The sequence below is a fragment of the Streptomyces sp. NPDC005302 genome (genome assembly GCF_040607345.1).
Lineage (GTDB): Bacteria > Actinomycetota > Actinomycetes > Streptomycetales > Streptomycetaceae > Streptomyces.
In genome coordinates this window covers 112,545-137,996 of record NZ_JBEXGN010000008.1, presented here as the reverse complement: position 1 = coordinate 137,996, position 25,452 = coordinate 112,545, and the positions used below count along the sequence as shown (strand labels likewise).

The window sequence follows — 25,452 nt, the reverse complement described above, 5'->3', positions numbered from 1 at the left end:
CGGGACTGAACACGATCCTTCCACGAATTACGCATTCCGGTACGGGGAGGCGGTGCTCGGCGGATTCGGGAACCCGGGACGGAATGCGGCGCCCGAAGGCGGGCCGGCACCCCGGGTGACCGCGCGCGGAGGCCTCAACTTCGTTGACCGGCAGTCAACTTCAGCCACTCTGGCATCCGACCGAACATTGAACGACTATCGTTCCGAATTGACGTCTCCTGAGCGACTCATTCGGCTCGGAGATCTCGTCACGGCCACTTTCGGTCGGATAGCGCAATCACTCGATCGACCCCTTGGAAGGTACTTTCGTGATCAACAGCAATCACGGGACTGATTACGAGAGCATGCGGCTCGATCGCACCGGTCAGGCGGACGCGTTCGACTCCATCGGCGACCGTTACGACGAGGCCTTCCCGCACAAGGAGGGCCAGGTCGCGGCCGGCACCTGGCTGGTCGAATCGCTCGCCGCCGGGTCGCGGGTGCTGGATCTGGGGTGCGGCACGGGGGTGCCGACCGCGCGCCAGCTGTCGGACGCCGGCCTGGAGGTCACGGGCGTCGACCTGTCCCCCGGCATGGTGAAACTCGCCGGCGAGTCCGTCCCCGACGGCACGTTCCATCAGGCCGACATCGCGGACCTGCGGCCGGGCGGCCCCCGCGATCTCGGCCGCTTCGACGGTGTCGCCGCCTTCTTCTCGCTGCTGATGCTGCCCCGCGCCGAGATCCCCCTCGCGCTGCGGACGATCCGTCATCTGCTGCTCCCCGGCGGCCTGTTCGTCCTCTCGATGGTCGAGGCCGACGTGGACAACTTCGCCATCCCGTTCCTGGGGAACACGATCCGGGTGTCCGGCTATCTGCGGGAGGACCTGCACAAGGTCGTCGAGGCGGCGGGTTTCGAGATCGTCGACGAGACCTCGTACACCTACGCCCCCTCGGTGGCCGACGTCCCGCCGGAGGAGCAGGTCTTCCTCTGCTGCCGGCGGGCTGACTGAGGAGGTCGGTCCGAGCCGCGGACCGCGCCACCCACCGACGGGACAGAACGCGTGACCGAGCACCACATCCCTCATGAGAGCACTCCGCTGCCGCACTGCCTTCCCTCGTCCGCCGCGGCGACCGTCGCTCCTGCCGTGCCGGCGGCCGAGCTGCCCGTCGCGGTGGCGGGGCCGCCCGCCGTGGCGACCGGCCCCCTCGCCACGGGGACCGGGGACGGCGTGCCGCAGACCGACCGCCTGCGGTATCTCGACGTGGCGACACGGCGGATCGCCCGCGGGATGGACCTGGACGAGACGCTCAGGGAGTTGCGACGGGCTGCCGTCCCCGCGTTCGCCGACGCCATCCACATCCATCTGGACGACCCACTGCCGGTGGGGGCGGAACTCCCGGCGGCACCCGTCGTGCTGCGCCTGCACGGCGTCGGGGTTGCCGACGTGCCGCACACCGGTGCGGTCCGGGTGGCGCCGCCCGCCGACGGATCCCCGGCACCCGTGCTCCCGGAGATCGCCGAGCGGGTGGAGCCGGCCGGCGGCGGGCGTCTCGCCGAGCTGCTGCTGGACGGGCGTCCCGCCTTCGGCGACGCACCGGGGAACGCGCCCGCCGTCGCCGAACTCCTCGCCTCCGGCGTGGACCCGTCGAGCACGCTGCCGCCGGGCCACCGTGTGATCATCGCCCCGCTGCACGGCAGCCATCACGTCATGGGCACGGTCGTGCTGCTCCGGTGCGGGGACCGCCCGGCGTTCACCGGGGACGACCTGCTCGTCGCCTCGCAGCTCGCCACCCACACCGCGCTCGGGGTGCAGAAGGCGGTCATGTACGGCCACGAGGCCGCCGTGGCGGACACGCTGCAGCACACCATGCTCCCGTCGTCGCTGCCCGAACCCACCGGCGTACGGCTGGCCAGCCGCTATCTGCCCGCCTCGAAGACCGCCCAGGTCGGCGGCGACTGGTACGACGCGATCCCGCTGCCCGGCAACCGGGTAGCGCTCGTCGTCGGCGACGTCATGGGGCACTCCATGACGTCCGCCGCGATCATGGGCCAGCTCCGCACCATCGTGCAGACCCTCGCCGGCCTCGACCTGCCGCCCCACGAGGTGCTGCACCATCTCGACGAGCAGGCCCAGCGCCTCGGCAGCGACCACATGGCGACGTGCCTCTACGCCATCTACGACCCGATATCGCACCGCCTGCTGATGGCGAACGCCGGTCATCCACCCGCCGTGCTGCTGCACGAGGACGGCCGTGCCGAAGTGCTCGACGTCCCGCCCGGCGCTCCCATCGGCGTCGGCGGTGTGTCCTTCGAGTCGGTGGAGATGTCCGCGCCCACCGGGGCGACCCTGGTGCTGTACACGGACGGCCTCGTCGAGTCGCGCACCACCGATGTGGGGAGCGGCGTGGAGGAACTGCGGCTCCGCCTCCAGACCACCGCCGCGGGGCCCGCCTCGCTGGAGACACTGTGCGACCACGTCCTCGGCACGCTCGGGCCGGGCACCCGGGACGACGACATCGCCCTGCTCGCCGCCCGGTTCGAGGGCTTTCCGCCGGACAGCGTCGCGTACTGGTACCTGGCCCCCCACCCGATGACGGCGGGGCAGGCGCGCCGGCTGATCCGCAGGGCCCTGCGCCGCTGGGGTCTGGACGCCCTGCTGGACCCGACGGAACTGATGGTCAGCGAGGTCGTGACGAACGCCGTGCGCTTCGCATCGCGGCCGATCTCCCTGCGGCTGCTGCGCACCGAGGTGCTGCGCTGCGAGGTGACCGACGACTCGCCACTGGTGCCCCGGATGCGGGAGGCGGCGCCGGGCGACGAGTGCGGCCGCGGTCTGTTCCTGGTCGACCAGCTCGCCCTGCGGTGGGGTGCGACGCGGCTGAGCAGCGGCAAGGTCGTCTGGTTCGAGCAGAAGATCCCGGCGAAGTAGCCGCGCGCTCCGATACGTTGACGGGAATGAGCTGCTGATCACCGGCTCCGGCCACGGTTCGCCGCGCGGTCCGACGCCGTCACCGGCAACGCGAGCGTGTCGTCCCCCGGTCCGGTCGCGGCAGGGTCGTCAGGGGCCGCCGGAACGTCGTACGGCGATCGTAGGACAATGATCGCCAACGTGCCGGTGGAGCCCAGCGGGGCCGGCACGGTCCACGAAGGAGTCGAGGGTGAGCGACACGGCAACCGAAGCGACGGACCGGCGGGTCTTCGTCGACAAGCAGAGCCCGAAGGCCTATCACGCGCTGGTCGAGACCTCCGAGGCCGTCCGGGCCGTCGCCGCCGAAGCGGGCCTGGACCGGATGCTGGTGGAACTCGTCAACCTCCGGGTGTCCCAGATCAACGGCTGCGCCTTCTGCCTGGACGTGCACACCCGGGCGGCGCTGCGGGCCGGCGACACGACCCGGCGGCTCGGCGTCCTGGCCGCGTGGCGCGACACCGAGCTCTTCACGGAACGGGAACGTGCGGCGCTCGCCCTGGCCGAGGCGACGACCGAGCCCGCGAAGGGCGCCGCGCAGGACACCGCCTACGCCGCGGCGCGACGCGTCCTGTCCGACGACGAGATCTCCGCGGTGATCTGGGTCGCGATCACCATCAACGCCTTCAACCGGGTCTCCGTCCTGAGCCGGCATCCGGTGCGCCCCGCACCCTGACCGTGCTCGTCCCACCCGTCTCCGCTCATCTCCGATCGAGATGACAGACATCCCGAACCATCGCATCCGGTGAGGAAGATCGAGGGGCGGTCGGGCGCTTGTGCCCTGTGACGGCTTCGAAGGGGATGCCGTCACCGCACAGCGTTCCCACCCGAGCCGGCTTCCCCGGCCGACCTTTCGAGAAGGTGCACATGTCCGCATCGTCCGACGTCCGGACCACCAGCCGTTCCGGAACGGCGCAGGCCGCCTCCGGTGTGCCCGGCTGGCTGGTCGCGCTGCTGGCCGTCGCCTCCGGCATGACGGTCGCCAACCTCTACTACGCCCAGCCCCTGCTCTCCTCGCTGAGCGGTGTCTTCCACATCGGCACCTCGACGGCGGGAGCGCTGATCACGCTCACACAGGTCGGCTACGTCCTCGGCATGCTCTTCCTGGTCCCGCTCGGCGACCGGCTGGAGAAGCGGAACCTGATCACCGCTCTGCTCACGGTCACCACGCTGGCGCTGGTGGCGGCGGGCCTCGCGACCAGCTTCCCCATGCTGCTGATCGCCTCGCTGGTCAGCGGGGCCACCTCGGTCGTCGCCCAGATCCTGGTGCCCTTCGCCGCGAGCCTCGCCCCCGACCACGCCCGCGGACGCGTCGTCGGCCGGGTGATGAGCGGTCTGCTCACCGGCATCCTGCTCTCCCGCACCCTGAGCAGCCTCGTCTCGGACGTGGCCGGCTGGCGGGTCGTCTTCCTCGGCTCCGCCGTCCTGATGGCCCTGCTGGCCGTGGCACTGCGGGTCGCCCTGCCCGAGCACGCCCCCACCACGACGATCCCCTACCACCACGTTCTGCGCTCCACACTCCGCCTGGTGCGCACCCACCCGGTGTTGCTGCGCCGGGGGCTCTACCAGGCGGCGATGTTCGGAGCCTTCAGCGCCTTCTGGACGACGGTCTCCTTCGTGCTGACCGGTCCCCGCTTCCACTACTCCCCCGTCGGCGTGGGGGTGTTCGCGCTGGTCGGTGCGGCGGGCGCGGCCGTGGCTCCCTTCGCGGGCCGGTGGGCCGACCGGGGGCTGGTCCGTCCGATGACGGGCGCGGCGTTCGTGGCCGCCGCGCTGGCCTTCGCGGTCGCGGGCTTCGGCGGCGACAGCGTCGTCCTGATCGCCGTGGCGGCGATCCTGATCGACATGGCCGTGCAGACCACGCTGATCCTGGGCCAGCACACCGTCTACCAGCTCGACGCGGACGCGCGAGCCCGCCTCAACAGCGCCTTCATCGCCACGTTCTTCGTCGGCGGCGCGCTCGGTTCGCAGCTCGGCTCGGTGGTCTACCACGCCGGCGGCTGGACGGCCCTGACGCTTCTGGGGGCGGCACTTCCCCTGCTCGCGCTCCTCTACTGGACGACGGAGCGCGCCCACCGCACGACGAGCTGAACAGACGTGACGCGGCGTCACATACCCCCGCGACACGGCGTGTCGGAGCCGGCGGCCCTCTGGGACCCGCCGGTTCCGCGCGTTCCGGTGAAGGACGGCGCGGGTCGTCTCAGCCGAGGAAACTCAACCGGACCTGACGGTTCGGGTTGTCCTTGTTCGTGTCGACGAGACACACCGACTGCCACGTCCCCAGCTCCAGACTCCCGTCCACCACCGGCAGGGTGGCGTGCGGCGGGACGATCGCCGGGAGGACGTGGTCGCGGCCGTGGCCCGGACTGCCGTGGCGGTGCTGCCAGCGGTCGTCGGCGGGGAGCAGGGCGTGCAGGGCAGCGAGAAGGTCGTCGTCACTGCCCGCGCCGGTCTCGATGATGGCGATCCCGGCGGTGGCGTGGGGCACGAAGATGTTCAGGAGACCGTCGCGGCCCGCCGCGACCTCCCGGAGGAAGGCCTCGCAGTCACGGGTCAGGTCGACGACCGTCTCCGACGATCCGGAGGACACGTTCAGGACGTGCGTGGTGAAGGCATCGGACATGGCCCCATCCTCTCCCATACGGCGGGTTCCGCACGCGGCCGACCGCCCGAGCCAGTGCTGCGCGGGGTCCATTCCGCGAGACACCGTTGACCGGACACGGACGAGCTGACTACTTTCTGCCGCATGTTGCGTTCAGCCCTGCTCACCACGCGCGGTCACATCGACCTGCTGCGGGTGGCCTCCGCCGCGTGTCGCCGCGGCTGCTGACGACCTTCCCCTCCCGCACCTCCGCGCTCTCGCGCCCCGCCCCACCCGCGCGTCCCGCTCTCCCGTGTCCGCACGCCGAGCCGTCGACGTGTCGGGGTTCCGGCGTACCCCCTTGCGGACGCTCCCCTCCTCCAGTGGAGCCCTCATGAGCATCAGTCACGCCCCGCCCGGCCCGTCCGGGCCGGACCTGTCGCCCCTACCCAAGGGCGGCCTCCCGGATCAGGCCCCGACCGCGCCCGACCACGCGTCCCTCGCGGCCGAACTCGAACCCATCGTCCCCGCCTCCACCCGCCGCACACGCGTTCCGCGCTGGGTACGCCGCACCTCAGGACCCCTGCTGTTGCTCGCGCTGTGGCAACTCCTCAGCAGCACAGGGGTGTTGACGCCCGACGTCCTCGCGTCTCCGGGGACCATCGCCCGGGTCGGCCGGGACCTGGTCACGGACGGTTCGCTGCCCGGGGCGATGGGAGTGTCCCTGCAACGCGTCGCCGTGGGCCTTGTCCTCGGCACTCTCATAGGCACCGGACTCGCCCTGGTGTCGGGGCTGTTCAGGATCGGCGAGGACCTGGTGGACGCCTCCGTCCAGATGCTGCGGACGGTGCCCTTCGTCGGCCTCATCCCGCTGTTCATCATCTGGTTCGGCATCGGCGAGACCCCGAAGATCGCGATCATCACCCTCGGGGTGTCGTTCCCGCTGTACCTGAACGTCTACGCCGGCATCCGCGGCGTCGACTCCCAGCTCATCGAGGCGGGCGAGTCCCTCGGCCTGTCCCGTTGGGGGCTCGTGCGGCATGTGATCCTGCCGGGCGCGCTGCCCGGCGCGATGACGGGACTGCGCTACTCCCTCGGCATCGCCTGGCTCGCGCTCGTCTTCGCCGAGCAGATCAACGCGGACGCCGGCATCGGCTTCCTGATGGTCCAGGCGCGCGACTTCCTGCGCACCGACGTGATCGTGGTCTGCCTGATCGTCTACGCCTTCCTCGGCCTGCTCGCCGACTTCGTCGTCCGCACCCTCGAAAGGCTGTTGCTGCAATGGCGACCGACGTTCACGGGCCGGTGAGCCCCGAAGCGACCCCGGCGGTACGGGTCGAGGGCCTCACCCGCTCCTTCGACGGCCGGGCCGTCATCGACGGTCTCCGACTCGACGTCGGGCGGGGCGAGTTCGTGGCCCTCCTCGGGCGCAGCGGCTGCGGCAAGTCGACGCTGCTGCGGATCCTGGCCGGGCTCGACCGCGACATCGAGGGCACCGTCCTGGTCCCGCGCCGCAGGGCGGTCGCCTTCCAGTCACCCCGGCTCATGCCCTGGAAGAAGGTGTGGCGCAACGTGCTGCTCGGGCTGCCGGGCAGGCCCGACCGAACCGTCGCCGAGCGGGCCCTGACCGAGGTCGGCCTCACCCATCGCTCGGACGCCTGGCCCAAGACCCTGTCCGGCGGTGAGGCGCAGCGCGCGTCGCTGGCCAGGGCTCTGGTCCGCGAGCCCGATCTGCTGCTGCTCGACGAGCCGTTCGGCGCGCTCGACGCACTGACCCGGATCACGGCACAGCGGCTCGTCGGGGAGCTGTGGCAACGCCGCGGCTGTGCGGTCCTGTTGGTGACCCATGACGTCGAGGAGGCCGTGCTGCTGGCCGACCGTGTCCTGGTGATGGACGACGGTGTCATCGCCCACGAGACCCATGTCGGCCTGGAACACCCCCGCGACATCACCGACCCCCGGTTCGCCGCGCTCCGCGCCGGCCTGCTGGAACGGCTCGGCGTCGACACCGCCGCCGAAGCGGCCTGAACTCCCCTGTCCAGAAATCCAGTTCACCCCCACGAACGGAACCCCATGCGACGACATCCCGTCCCCGCCGCCCTGATCCTGCCCCTCACCCTGCTGCTCGCCGCCTGCGGCGGGCACTCGGCTGTCGGGACCGGCACCGGTTCCGGCACCGACGGCAAGGGGTCCCTCACGCTCGACGTCGGTGACCAGAAGGGTGGTTCCGAGGCGGTGCTGCGGGCCGCCGGAGAGCTGAAGGACCTCGACTACACGATCAAATGGTCGACGTTCACCTCCGGCCCACCGCTCCTGGAGGCCGTCAACGCCAAGGCCGTCGACATCGGCGGCGTCGGCAACACGCCGCCCGTCTTCGCCGCCGGGGCGCACTCGAAGATCTCGGTGGTGGCCGCCTGGCACGGCAACTCCCAGGGCGAGGCCATCCTCGTACCGAAGAACTCGACGCTGCGGAAGCCCGCGGAGCTGAAGGGTAAGTCCATTGCCGTGGCGCAGGGTTCGTCCGCGCACTACCAGTTGATCGCCTCGCTGAAGGAGGCAGGCCTCACGCCGGCCGACGTCGAGGTGAAGTACCTGCAGCCCGCCGACGCGCTGGCCGCGTTCACCAGTGGCAAGGTCGACGCGTGGGCGGTGTGGGACCCGTACACCTCGCAGGTGCTGCAGGCGAAGCAGGGGCGGATCCTGGCCGACGGCGAGGGGGTCGTCAACGGGCTCAGCTTCCAGGTGGCGGCGCCCGGCGCGCTGCGCGACAGGAAGAAGACCGCGGCGTTGAAGGATTATCTGGAGCGGCTGCGGCGCGCCCAGGACTGGGTCTACGAGCACCCGAAGGCCTGGGCGAAGGTGTGGGCGAAGGACACCGGTCTGCCCTACGAGGTGGCGCTGGCGTCGGTGAAGCGGACCAACGCGAGCCGGATCGCTGTCGCGGTCGACAAGCCGCTCATCGCCTCCGAGCAGGCGATCGCCGACACCTTCACCGGCCTGAAACTGCTGCCGGGCAAGGTCGACTTCAGTGGCTTCGTGGATCCCCGGTTCAACGGTGACCTGCCGGCGTCGACCACCGCTCCCCGCGTGTTCAAGGAGTCCTGATCTCTCCGTTCACCCGCACTGATTCCTGCCGGCGGGCGGGAACGGTGTGACCCTTGTCGACCTTGTCGACCGGCACTCCCGCACCGGCGACACGGCGGCACCCTCGACCGATCACGCCGGTCGAGCGGCGGGTGCGCCCCCGGCCCGAGGCCGCTGACCGTGGGTTCCGTCGGGTGGATCACACGGTGTCGCCCTGCGGGAAGATCCCGGAGCCCGGCCCGGTTGGTAGAAGCGTGAACGACACAGGGGTACGCGCGCGTGAGGTCGATGTGGTCGTGGTCGGCGCGGGCCAGGCGGGTCTGTCCAGCGCCTACCACCTGCGGCGTGCCGGTTTCCAGCCCGGGCGGGACTTCGTCGTCCTCGACCACGCGCCGCGGCCGGGTGGCGCCTGGCAGTTCCGGTGGCCGACGCTGACGTTCGGCAAGGTGCACGGGATGCACGAGCTGCCCGGCATGGAGCTGACGGACGCCGACCCGGGCCGCCCCTCCTCCGAGGTCGTCGGGGAGTACTTCGACGCCTACGAGCACGCCTTCGACCTGCGGGTGCGACGGCCCGTGAAGGTCACGGCGGTCCGGGAGGGGTCCGACGGCCGGCTGCTCGTGGAGACGGACGACGGGGAGTGGTCCGCACGGGCGCTGATCAACGCGACGGGCACCTGGGACCGGCCGTTCTGGCCGCGCTACCCGGGCCAGGAGACCTTCCGCGGACGGCAGTTGCACACGGCGCAGTACCCGGGCCCGGAGGAGTTCGCCGGGCAGCGCGTGGTCGTCGTGGGCGGCGGCGCCTCGGGCACCCAGCACCTGATGGAGATCGCGGCCTTCGCCGCCGCGACCACGTGGGTGACCCGGCGCCCTCCGGTCTTCCGGGAGGGGCCCTTCACCGAGGAGTTCGGGCGGGCCGCTGTCGCGCTGGTGGACGAACGCGTGCGCCAGGGACTTCCGCCCCGCAGCGTGGTCTCCGTGACCGGGCTGCCGCTGAACGACGCGATCCGGCAGGGTCTGGCCGACGGGGTGCTGGACCGGCGTCCGATGTTCGACCGGATCACCCCGGACGGGGTGGAGTGGGCGGACGGAGGGCGGGTGGACGCCGACGTGATCCTCTGGGCGACCGGATTCCGCGCCGCCATCGACCATCTGGCACCGCTGCGCCTGCGGGAGCCGGGCGGCGGGATCCGCGTCGACGGGACACGGGTGGCCGCCGATCCGCGCGTCCATCTGGTCGGCTACGGGCCGTCCGCGAGCACCGTCGGAGCCAACCGGGCCGGCCGTGCCGCGGTGCGGGACATCAGGAGGCTGCTGGCGAGCTCGCCGGCCACCGTGTGACGTCCCGCGCACCGGTCCGTGCACCGGCCACGTGACGTGGACGTGGTCCGGCACGCGGGCTCCCTCCGCCCGGCGCGTGGCTCAGTGGCTGGGCGAAGCGGAGGAGACGGTGGGCGAAGCGGTGGAGGAGACGGCGGGAGAGGCGCTCTTGCGGCTCTGGTTCCGGTTGAACTCGGCCACGTTGCGCTGGTGCTCCTCGTAGCTGGCCGCGAAGCGCGTGTCGCCCGGCTTGACGGTGACGAAGTACAGCCAGTCACCCGCGGGCGGGTTGATCGCGACGCGCATCGCCTCCTCGCCGGGGTTGGCGATCGGCGTGGGCGGCAGTCCCATGCGCTGGTAGGAGTTGTAGGGGCTGTTGATCCGGGTGTCGTTCTGCGTGGTGTTCAGGGTGGAGCGGTTCAGCGCGTAGTTGATGGTGGAGTCCATCTGCAGCGGCATGCCGCGCTCCAGCCGGTTGAAGATGACCCGGGCCACCTTGCCCATGTCCGCGGTGGTCGCCGCCTCGGACTGGACGATGCTCGCGATGGTGACGGCCTGGTAGACGTTCATCGCGTTGCGCTGGGCGCCCGCGGCGACCGGCGCGCCGTTGAACTTCTTGTTCGCGGTGTCGACCATGAAGGTGAGCAGCGACTCGGGGGTCGACTTCTTGCCGAGCGGATACGTCGCCGGGAAGAGATAGCCCTCGGGGTTGCCCTCGGCGTCGTTGGGAAGCTTCAGGTTCGCCTTGGCGAGGGACTTCTTGGTGGTGCCCGCGGGCATCCGCAGAGCCTTGTCGACGGCCGAGTAGACCTGGCCGGAGCGCCAGCCCTCCGGGATGACGAGTGCCTTCGGGGACTCGTCCTGGTCGGTTCCCATGCTGAGCAGCGGCACCGCCACGGCGGTGGCCGCCACGACGGCTCCGGTCGCGATGAGGGCGACCCGGCCCCGACGCGTCAGTCGAATCGTGCTCCGTGGCGGAGTGTTCATCTGCATAGCGGGCACGTTAACCCGCTAATGACCACAAACCCGGCATATCGTCATCTTGTCGGCTCCAGTTGGGCGTCCCGGTGCACGAGGGCGGCGTAGCGGCCGCCCTGATCCAGGAGTTCCTCGTGCGTTCCGCGCTCGACCGCGCGGCCGGCGTCGAGGACGACGATCTGGTCGGCGCCGCGGATCGTGGACAGCCGGTGGGCGATCGTGATCGTGGTGCGGTTGGCCGACAGGGCGTCGATGGCCTCCTGCACGGCGTGCTCCGTACGGGTGTCCAGCGCGCTGGTCGCCTCGTCGAGAACGAGCACGGGCGGGTCGCGCAGGATGGTGCGGGCGATGGCGAGGCGCTGCTTCTCGCCGCCGGAGAAGCGGTGGCCGCGCTCGCCGACGACCGTGTCGTACCCCTCGGGCAGAGCGGCGATGTGGTCGTGGATCTGGGCCGCTCGCGCCGCCGTGTGCAGTTCCTCCTCGGTGGCGTCGGGCTTGGCGAACCGCAGGTTCTCCGCGACCGAGGCGTGGAAGAGGTAGGTCTCCTGCGAGACGACGCCGACCGCGCGGGCCAGGGTGTCGAAGTCGAGGTCGCGCACGTCCACCCCGTCCAGCGTCACGCGGCCGCCGGTGACGTCGTACAGCCGCGGCACCAGATAGCTGAGCGTGGACTTGCCGGAGCCGGTCGGTCCGACGACGGCGAGGCTGCCGCCGGCCGGGACGGTGACGTCGATCGCGTCGAGGATCGGGGCACCCTTGTCGTCGTAGCGGAACTCGACGTCCTCGAAGCGGATCTCCCCCTTGACCTGGTCGAGGTGGACCGGGCGCTCGGGCTCCGTGATGTCGATGGGCAGGTCGAGGTACTCGAAGATGCGCTGGAAGAGCGCCAGCGAGGTCTGGATCTGCACCCCGGTGGACAGCAGGCTGACCGTCGGCCGGAACAGGCCCTGCTGGAGCGAGACGAAGGCGACGAGGGTGCCGATCGAGATCGTCGGCCCTCCGAGCTGGAGGGCGACGCCCGCGGTCCAGTAGATGAACGCGGGCATGGCGGCCATGACGATGCCGATGACGGACATGCGCCAGCGTCCTGCCATGTTCGACCGCACCTCGAGGTCGACCAGACCCTCGGACTCGTCGGCGAAGGACTTGGTCAGCGAGTCCGACCGGCCCATGGTGCGGCCGAGGAGGATGCCGCTGACGGAGAGCGACTCGGTGACGGTGGCGGCCATCGCCGCCATCTGCTTCTGCCGCTGGGTGGTGATCCGCTTGCGTTCGTTGCCGACGCGGCGGCTGATCCAGACGAACACCGGGAGCAGGAGCAGCGAGACGACGGTCAGGCGCCAGTCCAGGGCGATCATGGCGACGATGGTGGCGATCACGCTGGTGAGGTTCGAGACCAGGGAGGTCGCGGTGGAGGTGACGGTGGCCTGCATGCCGCCGATGTCGTTGGCGATGCGGGACTGGACCTCGCCCGTGCGCGTCCTGGTGAAGAAGGCCAGCGACATGCGCTGGAGCCGGCCGTAGACGGCGGTGCGCAGGTCGTGCATGACGCGCTGGCCGACGGTCGTGGAGATGAGGGTCTGCAGGACGCCGAAGACGCCACTGAGGACGGCGCTGAGGATCATGCCGAGCGCGAGCAGGCTCAGCAGGCCCGTGCGGCCCTGGGGGATGGCGGTGTCGAGGATCGCCTTGAGCAGGAAGGGGGTGGCGACGGACACCAGGGAAGCGGCGCCGACCAGCAGGCCGACGATCGCGAGGCGGCCCCGGTAGGGGCGGAAGAGGCTCAGGATGCGGCGCACCTGCCGGGGCTGTTCCTTGTCGGCAGGTGACGGGCTCCACGTGATGCGTTCGGGAGGCAATGGACTCCTAGGGAAACGGGGATACAGGAAGCACGGGAGTGCGGGCCTGCGCGGTACGCGTGGACCACGGCCACCCCGTGAGGATCCGACGACTGCCGGAGCCTAGCTCATTGTTACCTATACTCACAATGAACCGCATCCTGATATTGTTCCCGCATGACCACCCCAGATGCCGACGGCCTGCTCGCCGAGCAGTTGCTGCGCCTCACGCGCCGCGTGCACCGCATCCAGAAGCGCCATCTGGAGGAGCGCGAGCTGGGCATCACACCGGCCCAGTCGCGTCTGCTGCGCACCCTCGCGCACTACAGTTCGCCGCCCCGGATGACCGATCTCGCCGAGCGCCTCGAAGTGGTGCCGCGGGCCGTGACCACCCTGGTCGACGGTCTGGAGGCCGGCGGAAAGGTGCGGCGGGTCCCGGATCCCACCAACCGGCGCGTGATCCGGATCGAGGTCACCGACGAGGGCCGCTCCGCGCTGCGGGAGCTGCGCGCCGCGCGCCGCGGCGCCGCGGAGGAGATCCTGGCTCCCCTGACGGACGAGCAGCGTGAGGTGCTCGGCGGCCTGCTGGACACCCTGGTGGACGGAGTGCCGAGGGCCGAGCACCCCTGCTGACGCCGCTCGGCGCCCGAGGCCGTCGCCACAGCGGCCCGGCGCGGGTGCCGACGCCGGGACGTCCCGGCTGGAGCGTGCCCGCCCGGACGGTCCGGCGGGAGCGGTCCGGCGGGAGCGCCGACCTCGGCGAACGCGCGGGCCGGCCGGTATGGATCCCGGACGACGTGCTGGGCACGTGCTGCGACGATCTGGCACTCAAAGGGGTACGACGCGGGCAACGCCGTCATGGCCAACCGGATCGTCGAGGCGGCCTGGGGCTGGACCGCGGGCGGCCGGCTGCCGCTCGTCATCGACGCCTCGTCCCGCACCCTCGGCATCGCGCGCGAGGTCGTGCCGTATCTGACCCCCGACAACCGGGAGTTGCACGCCGGGCTGTCGGTGGTCGACTCGCTGGTGTGGGCGGCCGAGGAACCGCTCCCCCACCTCACCGTGCACCGCACCGTCGGCTCCGCGGTGCTCCATCCGACCTGCTCCATGCGCCACTTGGGCGACGATGCGCACCTGCGCACGTGGCCGAGGCGTGCGCGGAGGAGGTGGTGGTTCCCGACGACGCCGGGTGCTGCGCCTTCGCGGGCGACGCGGCATGCTCCACCGGGAACTCACCGAGTCGGCGAACCGCATGTGCGAGGTGGGGATGGACCACACGACGGGCCGCGGCTACTACTCCGCACTGCTGGAGCTGGAGCGCGCGACCCGTGGTCCCGCAGCGCACGAAGGCGGCGCGGCGGCCACGCCGTGAGATCCGGCGCGGCTACGCCTTGAGGTCCGCCTTGTCGCCCATCACCACGACCGGGTGCTGGTCGGGGTCGAGCGTGCGCAGCAGGTACTCCATACCGGACTTGGGCAGGCTCACACAGGCCGACGTGCCGCTGCCGTGGTCCAGGTGCAGCCAGATGCCGCCGCCCTTCTCGTCACCCCACGGGCGGGTGCCGTCGTCCGGCGGATTGCCCTTGAGACGGTTGTAGTCGATGGCGATGACGTAGTCGAAGTCGTGCCAGTGCGACTTCGCCCAGTAGTGCGGCGCCTGGAAGTCCTCCGACTGCGTGTACGGCAGCCGGGCGCCCGGGTCGTCGAGCACACCGCCCGCGTCGCTGAGCGTGTACACGCCCACCGGACTGCGCTTGTCGTCCTCGTGGTGGTCGGTCGTCCAGCCCTTCTTCCCGTTGTGCGCGGCCCAACTGATGGTCTTCTTCCAGTTCTTGCCGGACTTCGTGTACAGCACAGCGGTGGAGGTCGCCGAGTCCTTGCCCTCGCCGTAGACGGCCAGAACCTGACGGGAGTCGGACGGGATCTTCTTCTGGAGCCGGTCACCCACGTCGGGGATGCGGGTCGGGTCCGCCGGAGGGGCGCTGGTGCGGGCCGCCTGCCCGGCCGATCCCGCGTTTCCCTTCACGTCCTTCGCCCCGCCGTCCGCCGAGCCGCCACAGGCCGCGAGACCGACGGCCAGGGTCCCGCAGGTCACCGCGGCGAGCCCCGTACGCATCGCACCGTTCATTCGCATGCCGTCCATCCTCGCACCACGTCGCTGACGAATCGTCCTCTCCCGCTCCCCGGCCAGTCGCGGCCGATCAGGCCGGATCCATGCTCCCGGCCGGAAAATCGTTTGCGCCCCACCACGTTACGACGCGAACCTTTCACGGTTTGTTGCCGGTCTCCGCGACCGGCCGGTTGCCGGAGATCGGCGGCTTCGCCTCCTCACCTGACACGAGCCACTGGGACGTCATGCAGATTCAAGACCTTCCCTATCCCGACCCGGGTGTGCCGGACGCCCGCTCGGGTCCCCGATTCCTGTGGTGGCTCGGCCGGAATCAGCTGGGCGGACAGTTCAAGGCGCTGGCGTGGGGTCTGCTGCACTTCGTGGCCGTCTCGGCTCTGCCGTTCTGTGTCGGTATGGCCGTCCAGGCCGTCATCGACCGCTCCGGCACCCGGCTCGCCCTGACCGGCGGGCTCATGGCGCTGTGCGGCGCCTGCATCGCCCTCGGCGAGACCATGCTGCACCGCACCGCGGTCACCAACTGGATCACCGCGGCCGCCCGCGTCCAGCAGCTGTTGGCCCGCCGGACCGCCCTGCTGGGCTCCGCGTTGACACGGCGCGTCGCGGCGGGCGAGGTCGTCGCGGTCTCGACCGGCGACGTCGAGAAGATCGGCTGGTTCGTCGAGGCGGTGTCCCGGTTCACGGCGGCGGCCCTGACAGTGGTGCTGGTCTGCGTCGGGCTGGTCCTCTACCAGCCGGCGCTCGGCGTCATCGTCGCCGTGGGCGTGCCGGTCCTCGCCCTCGCCGTGCTGCCCCTGCTGCCCCGCGCCACCGGACGGGCCGACGTCCAGCGGGAGAAGGCGGGCCGCGCCACCGAGCTGGCCTCCGACACCGTCGCGGGTCTGCGGGTCCTGCGCGGCATCGGCGGCGAGGAACTCTTCCTCGACCGCTACCGCAGCGCCTCCCAGGAGGTCCGGCACGCCGCCGTGCGCAGCGCCCGCATGTGGTCCCTGATCGCCGCGATCCAGGTGCTCCTGCCGGGTCTGCTGATGATCGCCGTCGTCTGGCGCGGCGTGCTGCTGGCCCGCGACGGCCGGATCGACGTCGGCGAACTCGTCACCGTGTACAGCGCCGTGATGCTGCTCACCTATCCTCTGCGGCACTTCGAGGAGATCGCGATGGCCTGGTCGTTCTCCCGCCCGTCCGCCAAGCGCGCCGCCCGGGTGCTGGCTCTGGACCGCGCCATGGACAGTGACGGTTCACGCGCGGCGCAGGCGCCGTCCGGAGACCTGTTCGACCCGGGGACCGGACTGCTCGCTCCGGCCGGCCGGCTGACCGCCGTGGTGTGCGGCGACCCGGACGCGGCGGGTCTGCTCGCCGAGCGGCTCGGCGGCCACCCGTCCGAACGGACCGCAGAGGTGAGCGTCGAGGGTGTCGCGTCCAGCGGCTCGGTGCTCCTCGGGAACGTGCCGCTGGACGAACTGCCCCTGGACTCCGCGCGCACCGCCGTCCTCGTCCAGGACAAGGACCCGGTGCTGCTGTCCGGCTCCCTGCGCGAGCTGCTCGACGTGCCCGCGTCGGGACTCGTCAGCGCCGCTTCGGCGCTGGAGGCCGCGCAGTGCGGTGACGTGCTGGACGCCCTCACCCAGGGCTCGCTCGACGTCGAGGACCCGATGGACACCCGCATCACCGAACGCGGACGGTCCCTCTCGGGCGGCCAGCGCCAACGACTCGCGCTGGCCCGGTCGCTGATCACCGACCCGGAGGTGCTCGTCCTCGACGAGCCGACGTCCGCGGTCGACTCGCACACCGAGGCCCGGATCGCCGAGGGGCTGCGGTCCCTGCGGGCCGGGCGGACGACCGTCGTGTTCACCTCCTCGCCGCTGCTCCTCGACCACGCGGACCGGGTGGTCCTCGTCCACGAGGGGCGGGTCGCCGCAGTGGGGGCGCACCGTGAACTGGTGCGCGACGAGCCGCTGTACCGGGCCGTGGTGACCCGGGAGACCGAAGAGGAGGCCGCCGGCGAGGCCGCTGCCCGGGCCTCTCTGGGCGATGTGACCCCCGACGACGAAGCCGTCCTGAGCGGCGTACTGGAAGAGATCGAGGAGACCGCATGATCGGCGTGGCGCCCCCGGCGTACGACCCGGCCGCTCCGACGACGGCGACCACCCTGCCCGTCGGCAAGCCCGCGACCGTACGCGCCTACGTGACCGAACTGTTCCGGCGTCACCGCACGGCCTTCCTCCTGCTGGTCGGCGTCAACACCGTGGCCGTGGTGGCCTCGATGGCCGGGCCCTATCTGCTGGGCGCGGTCGTCGAACGGGTCACGGACCACACCCGCGACCTCCATCTGGAGCGCACCGCCGCCCTGTTCGTCGCCGCGCTCCTCGTCCAGGCCGTGTTCGTACGGCAGGTTCGGCTGCGGGGCGCCATGCTGGGCGAGCGGATGCTGGCCGACCTGCGCGAGGACTTCCTCGTACGGTCGGTCGGACTGCCGCCCGGCGTACTGGAACGCGCCGGGACGGGAGACCTGCTGTCCCGCATCACCACCGACATCGACCGGCTCGCCAACGCCATGCGCGAGGCCGTGCCGCAGCTGGCCATCGGTGTGGTGTGGGCGGCACTGCTGCTCGCCGGACTCACCGTCACGGCACCGGCGCTCGCGCCCGCGGTCCTGATCGCCGTCCCGCTGCTGGTCGTGGGCTGCCGCTGGTACTTCAAGCGGGCACCGGCCGCCTACCGGTCGGAGGCCGCCGGCTACGCGGCCGTCGCCGCCGTCCTCGCGGAGACCGTCGACGCCGGACGCACCGTCGAGGCGCACCGGCTGGGCAGGCGCCGCATCGACCTGTCGGACCGCCGCGTCAAGGAGTGGACGGCGTGGGAGCGGTACACGCTCTGGCTGCGGTCCGTGCTCTTCCCGGTCGTCAACATCACCCATGTGACGGTGCTCTGCTCGGTTCTGATGGTCGGTGGGGTCTTCGCGCTCCAGGGCTGGATCGGGGTGGGCCAGCTGACGACGGGCGCGCTCATCGCGCAGATGCTCGTCGACCCGGTGGGCCTGATCCTGCGGTGGTACGACGAGCTTCAGGTCGCCCAGGTCTCCCTGGCCCGTCTCGTCGGAGTCCGGGACATCGAGCCCGCCGCGGGCGATCCCGCCGTGGCACCCGACGGACGTGACGTCCACGCGGACGGAGTCCACTTCGGCTACCGCGCCGGCGTGGATGTGCTCCGTGACGTCACGCTGGCGGTCCCGCCCGGGACCCGGGTCGCGCTCGTCGGCCCGTCCGGCGCCGGCAAGTCCACGCTCGGCCGGCTCCTCGCCGGGATCTACGCGCCCCGGGACGGGCGGATCACCCTCGGCGGAGCCGAACTGTCCCGGATGCCCGCCGAGGAGGTCCGCTCGCACGTGGCCCTCGTCAACCAGGAACACCACGTCTTCGTGGGCTCCCTGCGCGACAACCTGCTGCTCGCCGTCCCCCGCTCCCGGCACCGCCCGGCCGAGGGGACACCCGCGGACGCTCCCGCAGCCGTCGACGCCCGGTTGTGGGCTGCCCTCGGCGCGGTGGACGCCGACGGGTGGGCCCGGGCACTGGACGACGGTCTGGACACCGAGGTGGGGTCGGGCGGGTTCGCGCTCACGCCCGCGCAGGCCCAGCAGATCGCTCTCGCCCGGCTGGTCCTCGCGGACCCGCACACGCTGGTCCTGGACGAGGCGACCTCGCTGCTGGACCCCCGTGCGGCGCGCCATCTGGAACGCTCGCTGGCCCGGGTCCTGGACGGGCGCACCGTCATCGCGATCGCCCACCGGCTCCACACGGCCCATGACGCCGATGTCATCGCCGTCGTCGAGAACGGCCGGATCAGCGAGCTGGGCAGCCACGACCAGCTGGTCGCGGCGGACGGCGCCTACGCGGCCCTCTGGCGATCCTGGCACGGGTGAGCCGGGGCCGGACCGGCCCGAGGCGGGCGGTCCCCAGGAACCGGTGGTGAACTGCCCCGGGGTGCCGTCGGGCGCCCCGCCCCCGGCAGGCCGATGCCTGGAGGGGCGTGCCGCACGGGTGTGGGTCGGCCACATCCGTGAAGCGCACGGAGAGGAACGGTCGGGGCCGCCCGGGCGGCCCCGCGAGGAGCGACCTTTCCGGCGCCGGCCGCCCGTGCGGGTGGCGTTCCGTTTCTCGACGGGAGCGGGACCCCACCTGCCTTCGAGGCACCCTTCCGACGTGGGCCAGACCCGCTCGGCGGCCCGTGCGGCGGCGCTGGTCCGCCCCTGTGGCGTTGCGCGGTGCCGAAGGGGGGTGGAAGGCTGGATGTGGACACCCGCTCGGGGGACCCCCGGGAACCACCCGGTTCGCGTGGGGCGACAGCGGTGTCCCGTGGCCCGCGCGCCCGTCGTCGTTTTCGGCGGAGCCGGTCCCGTCCGCACCCCCTGGAGGTACTCGTGGACAGCGCCGACGGTTGGGGAGACAACGTCTACCAGCCCGACGGATCCGAGGTACAGGACGACGCGGGGCTGCTCGACGCGGAGGACACCCTCATCACCGACGGCGTCGACGACCCCCTGGACCGCGGTTGGTCCCCGCCTGAGCGGCCCTGGGCGGTTGAGCACCAAGGTGTCACCGCGTCGGAGGCCGTCGCGGGCGAGACCCTGGACGAGCGCCTCGCGGAGGAACTGCCCGATGTCGCCGCCTCCGACGGTGACGGCATCGGCGACTGCGAGGGCACCGACGGCGAGCCGCTGGACGACGAGGTGGGCGACCGTCGCTCCGGCCGTCTGGTGGCACCCGACGAGGGGGCGCACGAGGATGGGGAGAGCGGGCTCATCGCGACGGACATCGGCATCGACGGCGCCGCGGCCTCGGCCGAGGAGGCCGCCATGCACATCGTCGACGAGGACTCCGTGTCCGGCTGACCGGCGCCCGGCCCAGGTCACTCCCCCGAAGGAGCATCCATGCAGCAGGACAAGCAGCCCGACTACCACGCGGTGGTCTTCCGCGACCGCAGCGCCGGCTACGCCTTCCTCACCCGCTCCACCGCCACGAGCGAGCGCACCATCGAGTGGGACGACGGGGAGACCTACCCGGTCGTCGACGTGGAGATCTCCTCGGAGAGCCACCCGTTCTACACGGGCAAGGCCCGCACCGTGGACTCCGAGGGCCGCGTCGCCCAGTTCGAGCGTCGGTACGGAGGCGGCGGTCAGGGATCCGAAGGAGCCGGCGGCGCCTGAGCCGCCCGTGCCGCGCCGGCCGCCTGAGGGAGTCCGGCTCAGATGAAGTTCATCGCGGCCGCGCACCCCACGCCGCCCAGCAGCATGAAGGCGGGCATCAGCACCTTGAGCTCGACCCAGCTGCCGGCGCGGAACCGCATCACCTTGGGCGGCCCCATCGGGTACCAGCGCTTGCGGCCGATCGGGATGGGCCACAGGACCGGGCAGCCGGACACCGTCAGCGCGTCCCCGATGTCGTGCACCAGCGCGCCGAGGACGATCGGCAGGCCGAGCCACAGGTACCCCTGGCCGGGCGAGGTGAACAGCCAGTGTGCGCCGTTGCCCGGCTCGTCCAGAATCCCGGCGAGGATCCACGCGCTCGTCGCGGCGAGGAGCCAGACCAGCACGTCGCTGCTGGACCCGCGAGCGGCCCTCCAGAGCAGGCCCTCGATGGCGAGCACCATGTGCACGAAGAGGAGGGCGAGGACCGCCCAGCGGCCGCCGGTGATCGCCAGCACGGAGGCGCCCGCGCCTATGAGCACCGCCCACAGCCAGGTGTGCGTCAGCGTGCGGTGCCCACCGGAGCGCCGGGGGTCGCCCTGCTTCCTGGTCCCCTTGTAGACGGCGTAGGACAACTTGTCGACGATCTCGCACAGACCCCGCGACACGGGTCCGAAGGCACGCGAGATGGTAGCCGCCTTGTGGTCGAGGTCCGGGGCGAGCGCGGCACCCGCGCAGATCAGCGCGCCGACCAGGAGGACCGGCCAGGGCATCGTGTGGCCGGCCGCGGCGGCGGCCGCTCCGACGCCGAGCCAGGCCGCGGCTCCCGACAGTGAGTGTGCTGGTCCCATCATGGCCGTTCCCCGCCCCATTCCTCTTGTGCCGCTGCTCAGTTGCCCGTGCGCGCTGACGCGTCGTCGGCGACACAGCGTAGCGTTCGTGATCATCGGACCGGCATCCGATTCCCCCATAGCGTGCGTCGACAGGCAAGATGGGGGCGTGACCCTCATCGATCAGCTGCCGCAGACCGCAGACCCCGACGCCCTTTACGAAGCCTTCGAGTCGTGGGCCGGGGAACGCGGTCTCACGCTCTACCCCCATCAGGAGGAGGCGCTGATCGAGGTGGTCTCGGGGGCGAACGTGATCGTCTCCACGCCCACCGGCTCGGGCAAGAGCATGATCGCCGCGGGTGCGCACTTCGCCGCGCTCGCCCGGGACGAGGTCACGTTCTACACGGCGCCGATCAAGGCGCTGGTCTCGGAGAAGTTCTTCGAGCTGTGCAAGATCTTCGGCACCGAGAACGTCGGCATGCTCACCGGTGACGCGTCCGTGAACGCCGACGCCCCGGTCATCTGCTGCACGGCCGAGGTGCTCGCGTCGATCGCACTGCGGGACGGCAAGCAGGCCGACGTGGGCCAGGTCGTCATGGACGAGTTCCATTTCTACGCCGAGGGCGACCGCGGCTGGGCGTGGCAGATCCCGATCCTGGAACTCCCCCAGGCGCAGTTCATCCTCATGTCGGCGACGCTCGGTGACGTCTCGATGTTCGAGAAGGACCTCACGCGCCGCACCGGGCGTCCCACCTCCGTGGTCCGCTCCGCGATCCGGCCGGTCCCGCTCTCCTACGAGTACGTGCTCACTCCGCTGACGGAGACCCTCACCGACCTCCTCGCCACGAAGCAGGCCCCTGTCTACATCGTGCACTTCACGCAGGCGCAGGCCGTGGAGCGGGCGCAGGCGCTGATGAGCATCAACATGTGCACGCGCGAGGAGAAGGACCAGATCGCCGCGCTGATCGGCAACTTCCGCTTCACCACCAAGTTCGGCCAGAACCTCTCCCGCTACGTGCGGCACGGCATCGGTGTGCACCACGCCGGCATGCTGCCCAAGTACCGGCGACTCGTGGAGAAGCTGGCCCAGGCCGGCCTCCTGAAGGTCATCTGTGGCACGGACACCCTCGGCGTAGGCGTCAACGTCCCGATCCGCACGGTGCTGTTCACCGCGCTGACCAAGTACGACGGCACCCGGGTGCGCACGCTGCGGGCCCGCGAGTTCCACCAGATCGCCGGACGTGCCGGCCGGGCGGGCTTCGACACGGCCGGCTTCGTCGTCGCGCAGGCGCCGGAGCACGTCATCGAGAACGAGAAGTCGCTCGCGAAGGCGGGCGACGATCCGAAGAAGCGCCGCAAGGTGGTGCGCAAGAAGGCTCCGGAGGGCTTCGTCGGCTGGACGGACAGCACCTTCGAGAAGCTCATCGGCTCCGATCCGGAACCGCTGACCTCGCGCTTCCGCGTCACGCACACGATGCTGCTGTCGGTGATCGCCCGGCCCGGCAACGCCTTCGAGGCCATGCGTCACCTCCTGGAGGACAACCACGAGCCGCGCAAGCAGCAGCTGCGGCACATTCGCCGGGCGATCGCGATCTACCGCTCGCTCCTCGACGGCGGCATCGTCGAGAAGCTCGACGAGCCCGACCCGACCGGCCGCATCGTGCGGCTCACCGTCGATCTCCAGCAGGACTTCGCGCTCAACCAGCCCCTGTCGACGTTCGCGCTCGCCGCGTTCGACCTGCTGGACCCCGAGTCGCCCTCCTACGCTCTCGACATGGTGTCGGTCGTGGAATCCACCCTGGACGATCCGCGGCAGATCCTCGCGGCGCAGCAGAACAAGGCCCGGGGCGAGGCCGTGGCCGCGATGAAGGCCGACGGTGTGGAGTACGAGGAGCGCATGGAGCGGCTCCAGGACGTGTCGTACCCCAAGCCCATGGAGGAACTGCTCTTCCACGCGTACAACGTGTACCGCAAGAGCCACCCGTGGGTCGGTGACCATCCGCTGTCGCCGAAGTCCATCATCCGCGACATGTACGAACGGGCCATGACCTTCACGGAGTTCGTGTCCTTCTACGAACTCGCGCGCACCGAGGGCATCGTGCTGCGCTACCTGGCGAGTGCTTACAAGGCGCTCGAGCACACGGTCCCGGACGACCTGAAGTCCGAGGACCTGGAGGACCTGATCGCCTGGCTGGGCGAGATGGTGCGCCAGGTCGACTCCAGCCTCCTCGACGAGTGGGAGCAGCTCGCCAACCCCGAGGTGATGACGGCGGAGGAGGCCCAGGAGAAGGCGGACCAGGTCAAGCCGGTCACGGCGAACGCGCGCGCCTTCCGCGTCCTCGTCCGCAACGCGATGTTCCGCAGGGTCGAGCTCGCGGCTCTCGACCACGTCAACGAACTCGGCGAGCTGGACGCCGACGCCGGCTGGGACGCCGACGCGTGGGGCGACGCGATGGACAAGTACTGGGACGAGTACGAGGACCTCGGCACGGGTCCCGACGCTCGTGGCCCGAAGCTGCTGTCGATCGTCGAGGAGCCGCAGAACGGTCTGTGGCGTGTCCGGCAGACCTTCGCCGACCCGAACGGTGATCACGACTGGGGCATCAGCGCGGAGGTCGACCTGGTGGCCTCCGACGCGGAGGGCCGTGCCATCGTCAAGGTCACCGACGTCGGCCAGCTGTGAGCACGGGAGAGAACCACCGATGACGAATCCTGCCGAGAGACTCGTCGACCTGCTCGACCTGGAGCAGATCGAGGTGAACATCTTCCGGGGCCGCAGTCCGCAGGAGTCCCTCCAGCGGGTCTTCGGCGGGCAGGTGGCGGGCCAGGCGCTGGTGGCCGCCGGCCGCACGACCGAGGGCGACCGGCCGGTGCACTCGCTGCACGCGTACTTCCTGCGCCCCGGCCGGCCGGGGGTACCGATCGTGTACCAGGTCGAACGGGTGCGGGACGGGCGGTCGTTCACCACGCGCCGGGTCACCGCGGTGCAGCAGGGCCGCACGATCTTCAATCTCACCGCCTCCTTTCACAAGCCTGAGGATGGGAGCTTCGAGCACCAGCTGCCGCCGGCCCGTGAGGTGCCGGACCCGGAGTCCCTGCCGACGGTGTCGCAGGAGATCAAGGAGCATCTGGGCGCTCTGCCCGAAGCGTTGGAGCGCATGGCGCGGCGTCAGCCGTTCGACATCCGCTACGTGGACCGGCTGCGCTGGACGCCCGAGGAGACGAAGGACGCCGAGCCGCGCAGCGCGGTGTGGATGCGAGCCGTCGGACCGCTGGGCGACGACCCGCTCGTGCACACCTGTGCCCTCACCTACGCGAGCGACATGACCCTCCTGGACGCCGTCCGGATCCCGGTGGAACCGCTGTGGGGTCCGCGCGGCTTCGACATGGCGTCGCTGGATCACGCCATGTGGTTCCACCGGCCGTTCCGTGCGGACGAGTGGTTCCTCTACGACCAGGAGTCCCCCATCGCGACGGGCGGCCGTGGGCTGGCCCGGGGCCGCATCTACGACCGGGAGGGGCAGCTGCTCGTCTCGGTCGTGCAGGAAGGCCTGTTCAGGGCGCTGTAGACAGGCCCGCGTCCGCGTTCCTGCGGCGCAGGAACCCGAGGAGCCGCCGAGCGCGGGCGGTGTCCGGCGCGCCGATGATGTCGTTCGTGCGGGCCGGTGCCGGTGGCCTGTCTTGGGGTGCGGCCGGCATCGACCGGGCGGAAGGCGGCGTGGGTCGGGGAACGGGCCGGTCCTCCCGCGCTTCGGCCAGGGTCTGGAGCAGGTCTGCCCGGAGCCAGCCGATCTCGTCGGGATCGGCCGCCGTCATGATGCGCTCGGCGATCAGCGTCGAGGGCGAGTCCGGAGTCGCGCCCGAGACCCGGGCGGGCCGGAGACGGTTGAGGTAGGCGCGCTCGTCGGGGTCCCTCACGATCTCGGCGACCTGAACGGGGTCGAGCAGCGACGCCACGACGGCGGCGCGAGCCCAGGGATCCTCGGACTGCCGGAGCTGGAAGCCGAGGTGCCGTCCGCGCCAGTTGCGGGGCCGGAGGTCGACGCCTTCCTCGAGCTGGCCGCGGAGGCCTTCGGGCGTCCGGCCCTTCATCAGGGGCGCGTGCTTCTCGTCCGCGGCGAACTGCCTCAGTTCCTCGGCGAGATACAGCCAGACAATGGCCCTGTAACGGTTCACATAGAACTTCACGGGGACCACGAGGCCAAGACGAGCCAGGCGCGTAAATCGGGTGGTCGTCATGCCCATCAGCGCGGCACCCTCTGTGGTGCCGACCGCCTTCACCCGCTCGTGCAGCGTCTCGGGGAAGCCTGCCTCGGAACGCAGCCGGTCGATCTCGGCGCGAGCGACGCGGCGTCCACCACCTCCCTCGTCGGGGACGGTGCGCACGCAACCGAGGTGCACGGCCAGGTCGAACTCTCCGCGCCTGAGCTCCAGTTCTCGTGCGGCGCGGGTGAGCGAGGTGGTGCCGGACTGTGTGATGGTGCTGCTGCCGGTCATGACGGTTCTCCCCCGTGGAGTCGGATGCTCGCGCCGTGTGCGCTCGCTTCGGAAAAACCGTATCCGG

General features: G+C 71.2%; 22 protein-coding genes and 1 pseudogene. 17 read left to right on the top strand and 6 right to left on the bottom strand.

Translation table 11 applies throughout. The annotated features are described in order from the left end of the window. Positions 1-308: 308 nt before the first annotated feature. From ABZT74_RS14590 to ABZT74_RS14575, 4 genes are all read left to right on the top strand, one after another. The gene (locus ABZT74_RS14590; protein WP_356435055.1) at positions 309-989 is read left to right on the top strand and encodes a class I SAM-dependent methyltransferase; all 681 of its coding nucleotides are present in this window, start codon (positions 309-311) and stop codon (positions 987-989) included. A 279-nt stretch (positions 990-1,268) separates the two neighbouring features. Further along, a complete protein-coding gene (locus ABZT74_RS14585) occupies positions 1,269-2,909 on the top strand; it encodes a SpoIIE family protein phosphatase (protein WP_356435306.1) in 1,641 nt (546 codons plus the stop codon). Between the two features lie 229 nt (positions 2,910-3,138). After that, the gene (locus ABZT74_RS14580; RefSeq protein WP_356435052.1) at positions 3,139-3,621 is read left to right on the top strand and encodes a carboxymuconolactone decarboxylase family protein; all 483 of its coding nucleotides are present in this window, start codon (positions 3,139-3,141) and stop codon (positions 3,619-3,621) included. A 191-nt stretch (positions 3,622-3,812) separates the two neighbouring features. Continuing rightward, complete coding sequence (locus ABZT74_RS14575; protein WP_356435049.1) at positions 3,813-5,036, top strand: MFS transporter; 1,224 nt, start codon at positions 3,813-3,815, stop codon at positions 5,034-5,036. Positions 5,037-5,145: 109 nt separating this feature from the next. Here the strand turns inward: ABZT74_RS14575 and ABZT74_RS14570 are convergent, their stop codons facing one another. Next, the gene (locus tag ABZT74_RS14570; protein ID WP_356168052.1) at positions 5,146-5,568 is read right to left on the bottom strand and encodes a secondary thiamine-phosphate synthase enzyme YjbQ; all 423 of its coding nucleotides are present in this window, start codon (positions 5,566-5,568) and stop codon (positions 5,146-5,148) included. Positions 5,569-5,691: 123 nt separating this feature from the next. Between ABZT74_RS14570 and ABZT74_RS14565 the strand changes: the two genes are divergently transcribed. The 5 genes from ABZT74_RS14565 to ABZT74_RS14545 all read left to right on the top strand — a co-directional run bounded on the left by ABZT74_RS14565 (position 5,692) and on the right by ABZT74_RS14545 (position 9,953). Then, on the top strand, positions 5,692-5,775 hold the full coding sequence (locus ABZT74_RS14565) for a putative leader peptide (RefSeq protein WP_349817350.1): 84 nt from the start codon (positions 5,692-5,694) through the stop codon (positions 5,773-5,775). 145 nt (positions 5,776-5,920) lie between these two features. After that, positions 5,921-6,835: an ABC transporter permease gene (locus ABZT74_RS14560; RefSeq protein WP_356435045.1), complete on the top strand. Its 915-nt coding sequence runs from the start codon at positions 5,921-5,923 to the stop codon at positions 6,833-6,835. Continuing rightward, positions 6,808-7,554: an ABC transporter ATP-binding protein gene (locus ABZT74_RS14555; RefSeq protein ID WP_356435042.1), complete on the top strand. Its 747-nt coding sequence runs from the start codon at positions 6,808-6,810 to the stop codon at positions 7,552-7,554. The genes ABZT74_RS14560 and ABZT74_RS14555 overlap by 28 nt, the downstream gene beginning before the upstream one ends. A 45-nt stretch (positions 7,555-7,599) precedes the next feature. Beyond that, positions 7,600-8,631 (top strand): ABC transporter substrate-binding protein, encoded by a 1,032-nt coding sequence (locus ABZT74_RS14550; RefSeq protein ID WP_356435039.1) that lies wholly within the window; start codon positions 7,600-7,602, stop codon positions 8,629-8,631. 233 nt (positions 8,632-8,864) lie between these two features. Next, positions 8,865-9,953 (top strand): NAD(P)-binding domain-containing protein, encoded by a 1,089-nt coding sequence (locus tag ABZT74_RS14545; protein ID WP_356435037.1) that lies wholly within the window; start codon positions 8,865-8,867, stop codon positions 9,951-9,953. 81 nt (positions 9,954-10,034) lie between these two features. Here the strand turns inward: ABZT74_RS14545 and mltG are convergent, their stop codons facing one another. Then, entirely contained in the window at positions 10,035-10,925 is an 891-nt protein-coding gene (gene mltG / locus ABZT74_RS14540; protein WP_356435035.1) for an endolytic transglycosylase MltG, read from the bottom strand. A 44-nt stretch (positions 10,926-10,969) separates the two neighbouring features. Then, positions 10,970-12,769 carry an ABC transporter ATP-binding protein gene (locus ABZT74_RS14535; protein WP_356435032.1) on the bottom strand — a complete coding sequence of 600 codons (1,800 nt, stop codon included), beginning with the start codon at positions 12,767-12,769 and terminating at the stop codon, positions 10,970-10,972. Positions 12,770-12,925: 156 nt separating this feature from the next. Here ABZT74_RS14535 and ABZT74_RS14530 point away from each other — a divergent pair, with 156 nt between their 5' ends. Then, entirely contained in the window at positions 12,926-13,381 is a 456-nt protein-coding gene (locus tag ABZT74_RS14530) for a MarR family transcriptional regulator (protein WP_356435029.1), read from the top strand. A 131-nt stretch (positions 13,382-13,512) separates the two neighbouring features. Beyond that, positions 13,513-14,120, top strand: a pseudogene (locus ABZT74_RS14525) (FAD-binding oxidoreductase); the annotation flags it as partial. A 12-nt stretch (positions 14,121-14,132) separates the two neighbouring features. Here the strand turns inward: ABZT74_RS14525 and ABZT74_RS14520 are convergent. Further along, entirely contained in the window at positions 14,133-14,882 is a 750-nt protein-coding gene (locus ABZT74_RS14520) for a L,D-transpeptidase family protein (RefSeq protein WP_356168030.1), read from the bottom strand. A gap of 221 nt (positions 14,883-15,103) precedes the next feature. Here ABZT74_RS14520 and ABZT74_RS14515 point away from each other — a divergent pair, with 221 nt between their 5' ends. The 4 genes from ABZT74_RS14515 (at position 15,104) to ABZT74_RS14500 (ending at position 20,079) form a co-directional block, all read left to right on the top strand. Continuing rightward, on the top strand, positions 15,104-16,972 hold the full coding sequence (locus ABZT74_RS14515; protein WP_356435025.1) for an ABC transporter ATP-binding protein: 1,869 nt from the start codon (positions 15,104-15,106) through the stop codon (positions 16,970-16,972). After that, the gene (locus ABZT74_RS14510; protein WP_356435022.1) at positions 16,969-18,795 is read left to right on the top strand and encodes an ABC transporter ATP-binding protein; all 1,827 of its coding nucleotides are present in this window, start codon (positions 16,969-16,971) and stop codon (positions 18,793-18,795) included. The genes ABZT74_RS14515 and ABZT74_RS14510 overlap by 4 nt, the downstream gene beginning before the upstream one ends. A 498-nt stretch (positions 18,796-19,293) precedes the next feature. Next, on the top strand, positions 19,294-19,764 hold the full coding sequence (locus ABZT74_RS14505; protein WP_355866585.1) for a DUF5709 domain-containing protein: 471 nt from the start codon (positions 19,294-19,296) through the stop codon (positions 19,762-19,764). Between the two features lie 39 nt (positions 19,765-19,803). Continuing rightward, positions 19,804-20,079, top strand: coding sequence for a type B 50S ribosomal protein L31 (locus ABZT74_RS14500; RefSeq protein WP_356435019.1), 276 nt, complete (start codon positions 19,804-19,806; stop codon positions 20,077-20,079). 38 nt (positions 20,080-20,117) lie between these two features. On the opposite strand, the gene ABZT74_RS14495 is transcribed toward ABZT74_RS14500, so the two are convergent. Next, complete coding sequence (locus tag ABZT74_RS14495; protein ID WP_356435016.1) at positions 20,118-20,912, bottom strand: metal-dependent hydrolase; 795 nt, start codon at positions 20,910-20,912, stop codon at positions 20,118-20,120. A 145-nt stretch (positions 20,913-21,057) separates the two neighbouring features. Here ABZT74_RS14495 and ABZT74_RS14490 point away from each other — a divergent pair, with 145 nt between their 5' ends. Together ABZT74_RS14490 and ABZT74_RS14485 are read left to right on the top strand one after the other, a co-directional pair. Beyond that, positions 21,058-23,571, top strand: coding sequence for a DUF3516 domain-containing protein (locus ABZT74_RS14490; RefSeq protein WP_355866593.1), 2,514 nt, complete (start codon positions 21,058-21,060; stop codon positions 23,569-23,571). 19 nt (positions 23,572-23,590) lie between these two features. Next, the gene (locus ABZT74_RS14485) at positions 23,591-24,457 is read left to right on the top strand and encodes an acyl-CoA thioesterase II (RefSeq protein WP_356168012.1); all 867 of its coding nucleotides are present in this window, start codon (positions 23,591-23,593) and stop codon (positions 24,455-24,457) included. Here the strand turns inward: ABZT74_RS14485 and ABZT74_RS14480 are convergent. Continuing rightward, the gene (locus ABZT74_RS14480; RefSeq protein ID WP_356435014.1) at positions 24,444-25,385 is read right to left on the bottom strand and encodes a DUF6397 family protein; all 942 of its coding nucleotides are present in this window, start codon (positions 25,383-25,385) and stop codon (positions 24,444-24,446) included. The two genes, ABZT74_RS14485 and ABZT74_RS14480, sit on opposite strands and share 14 nt — an antisense overlap. Positions 25,386-25,452: the final 67 nt, after the last annotated feature.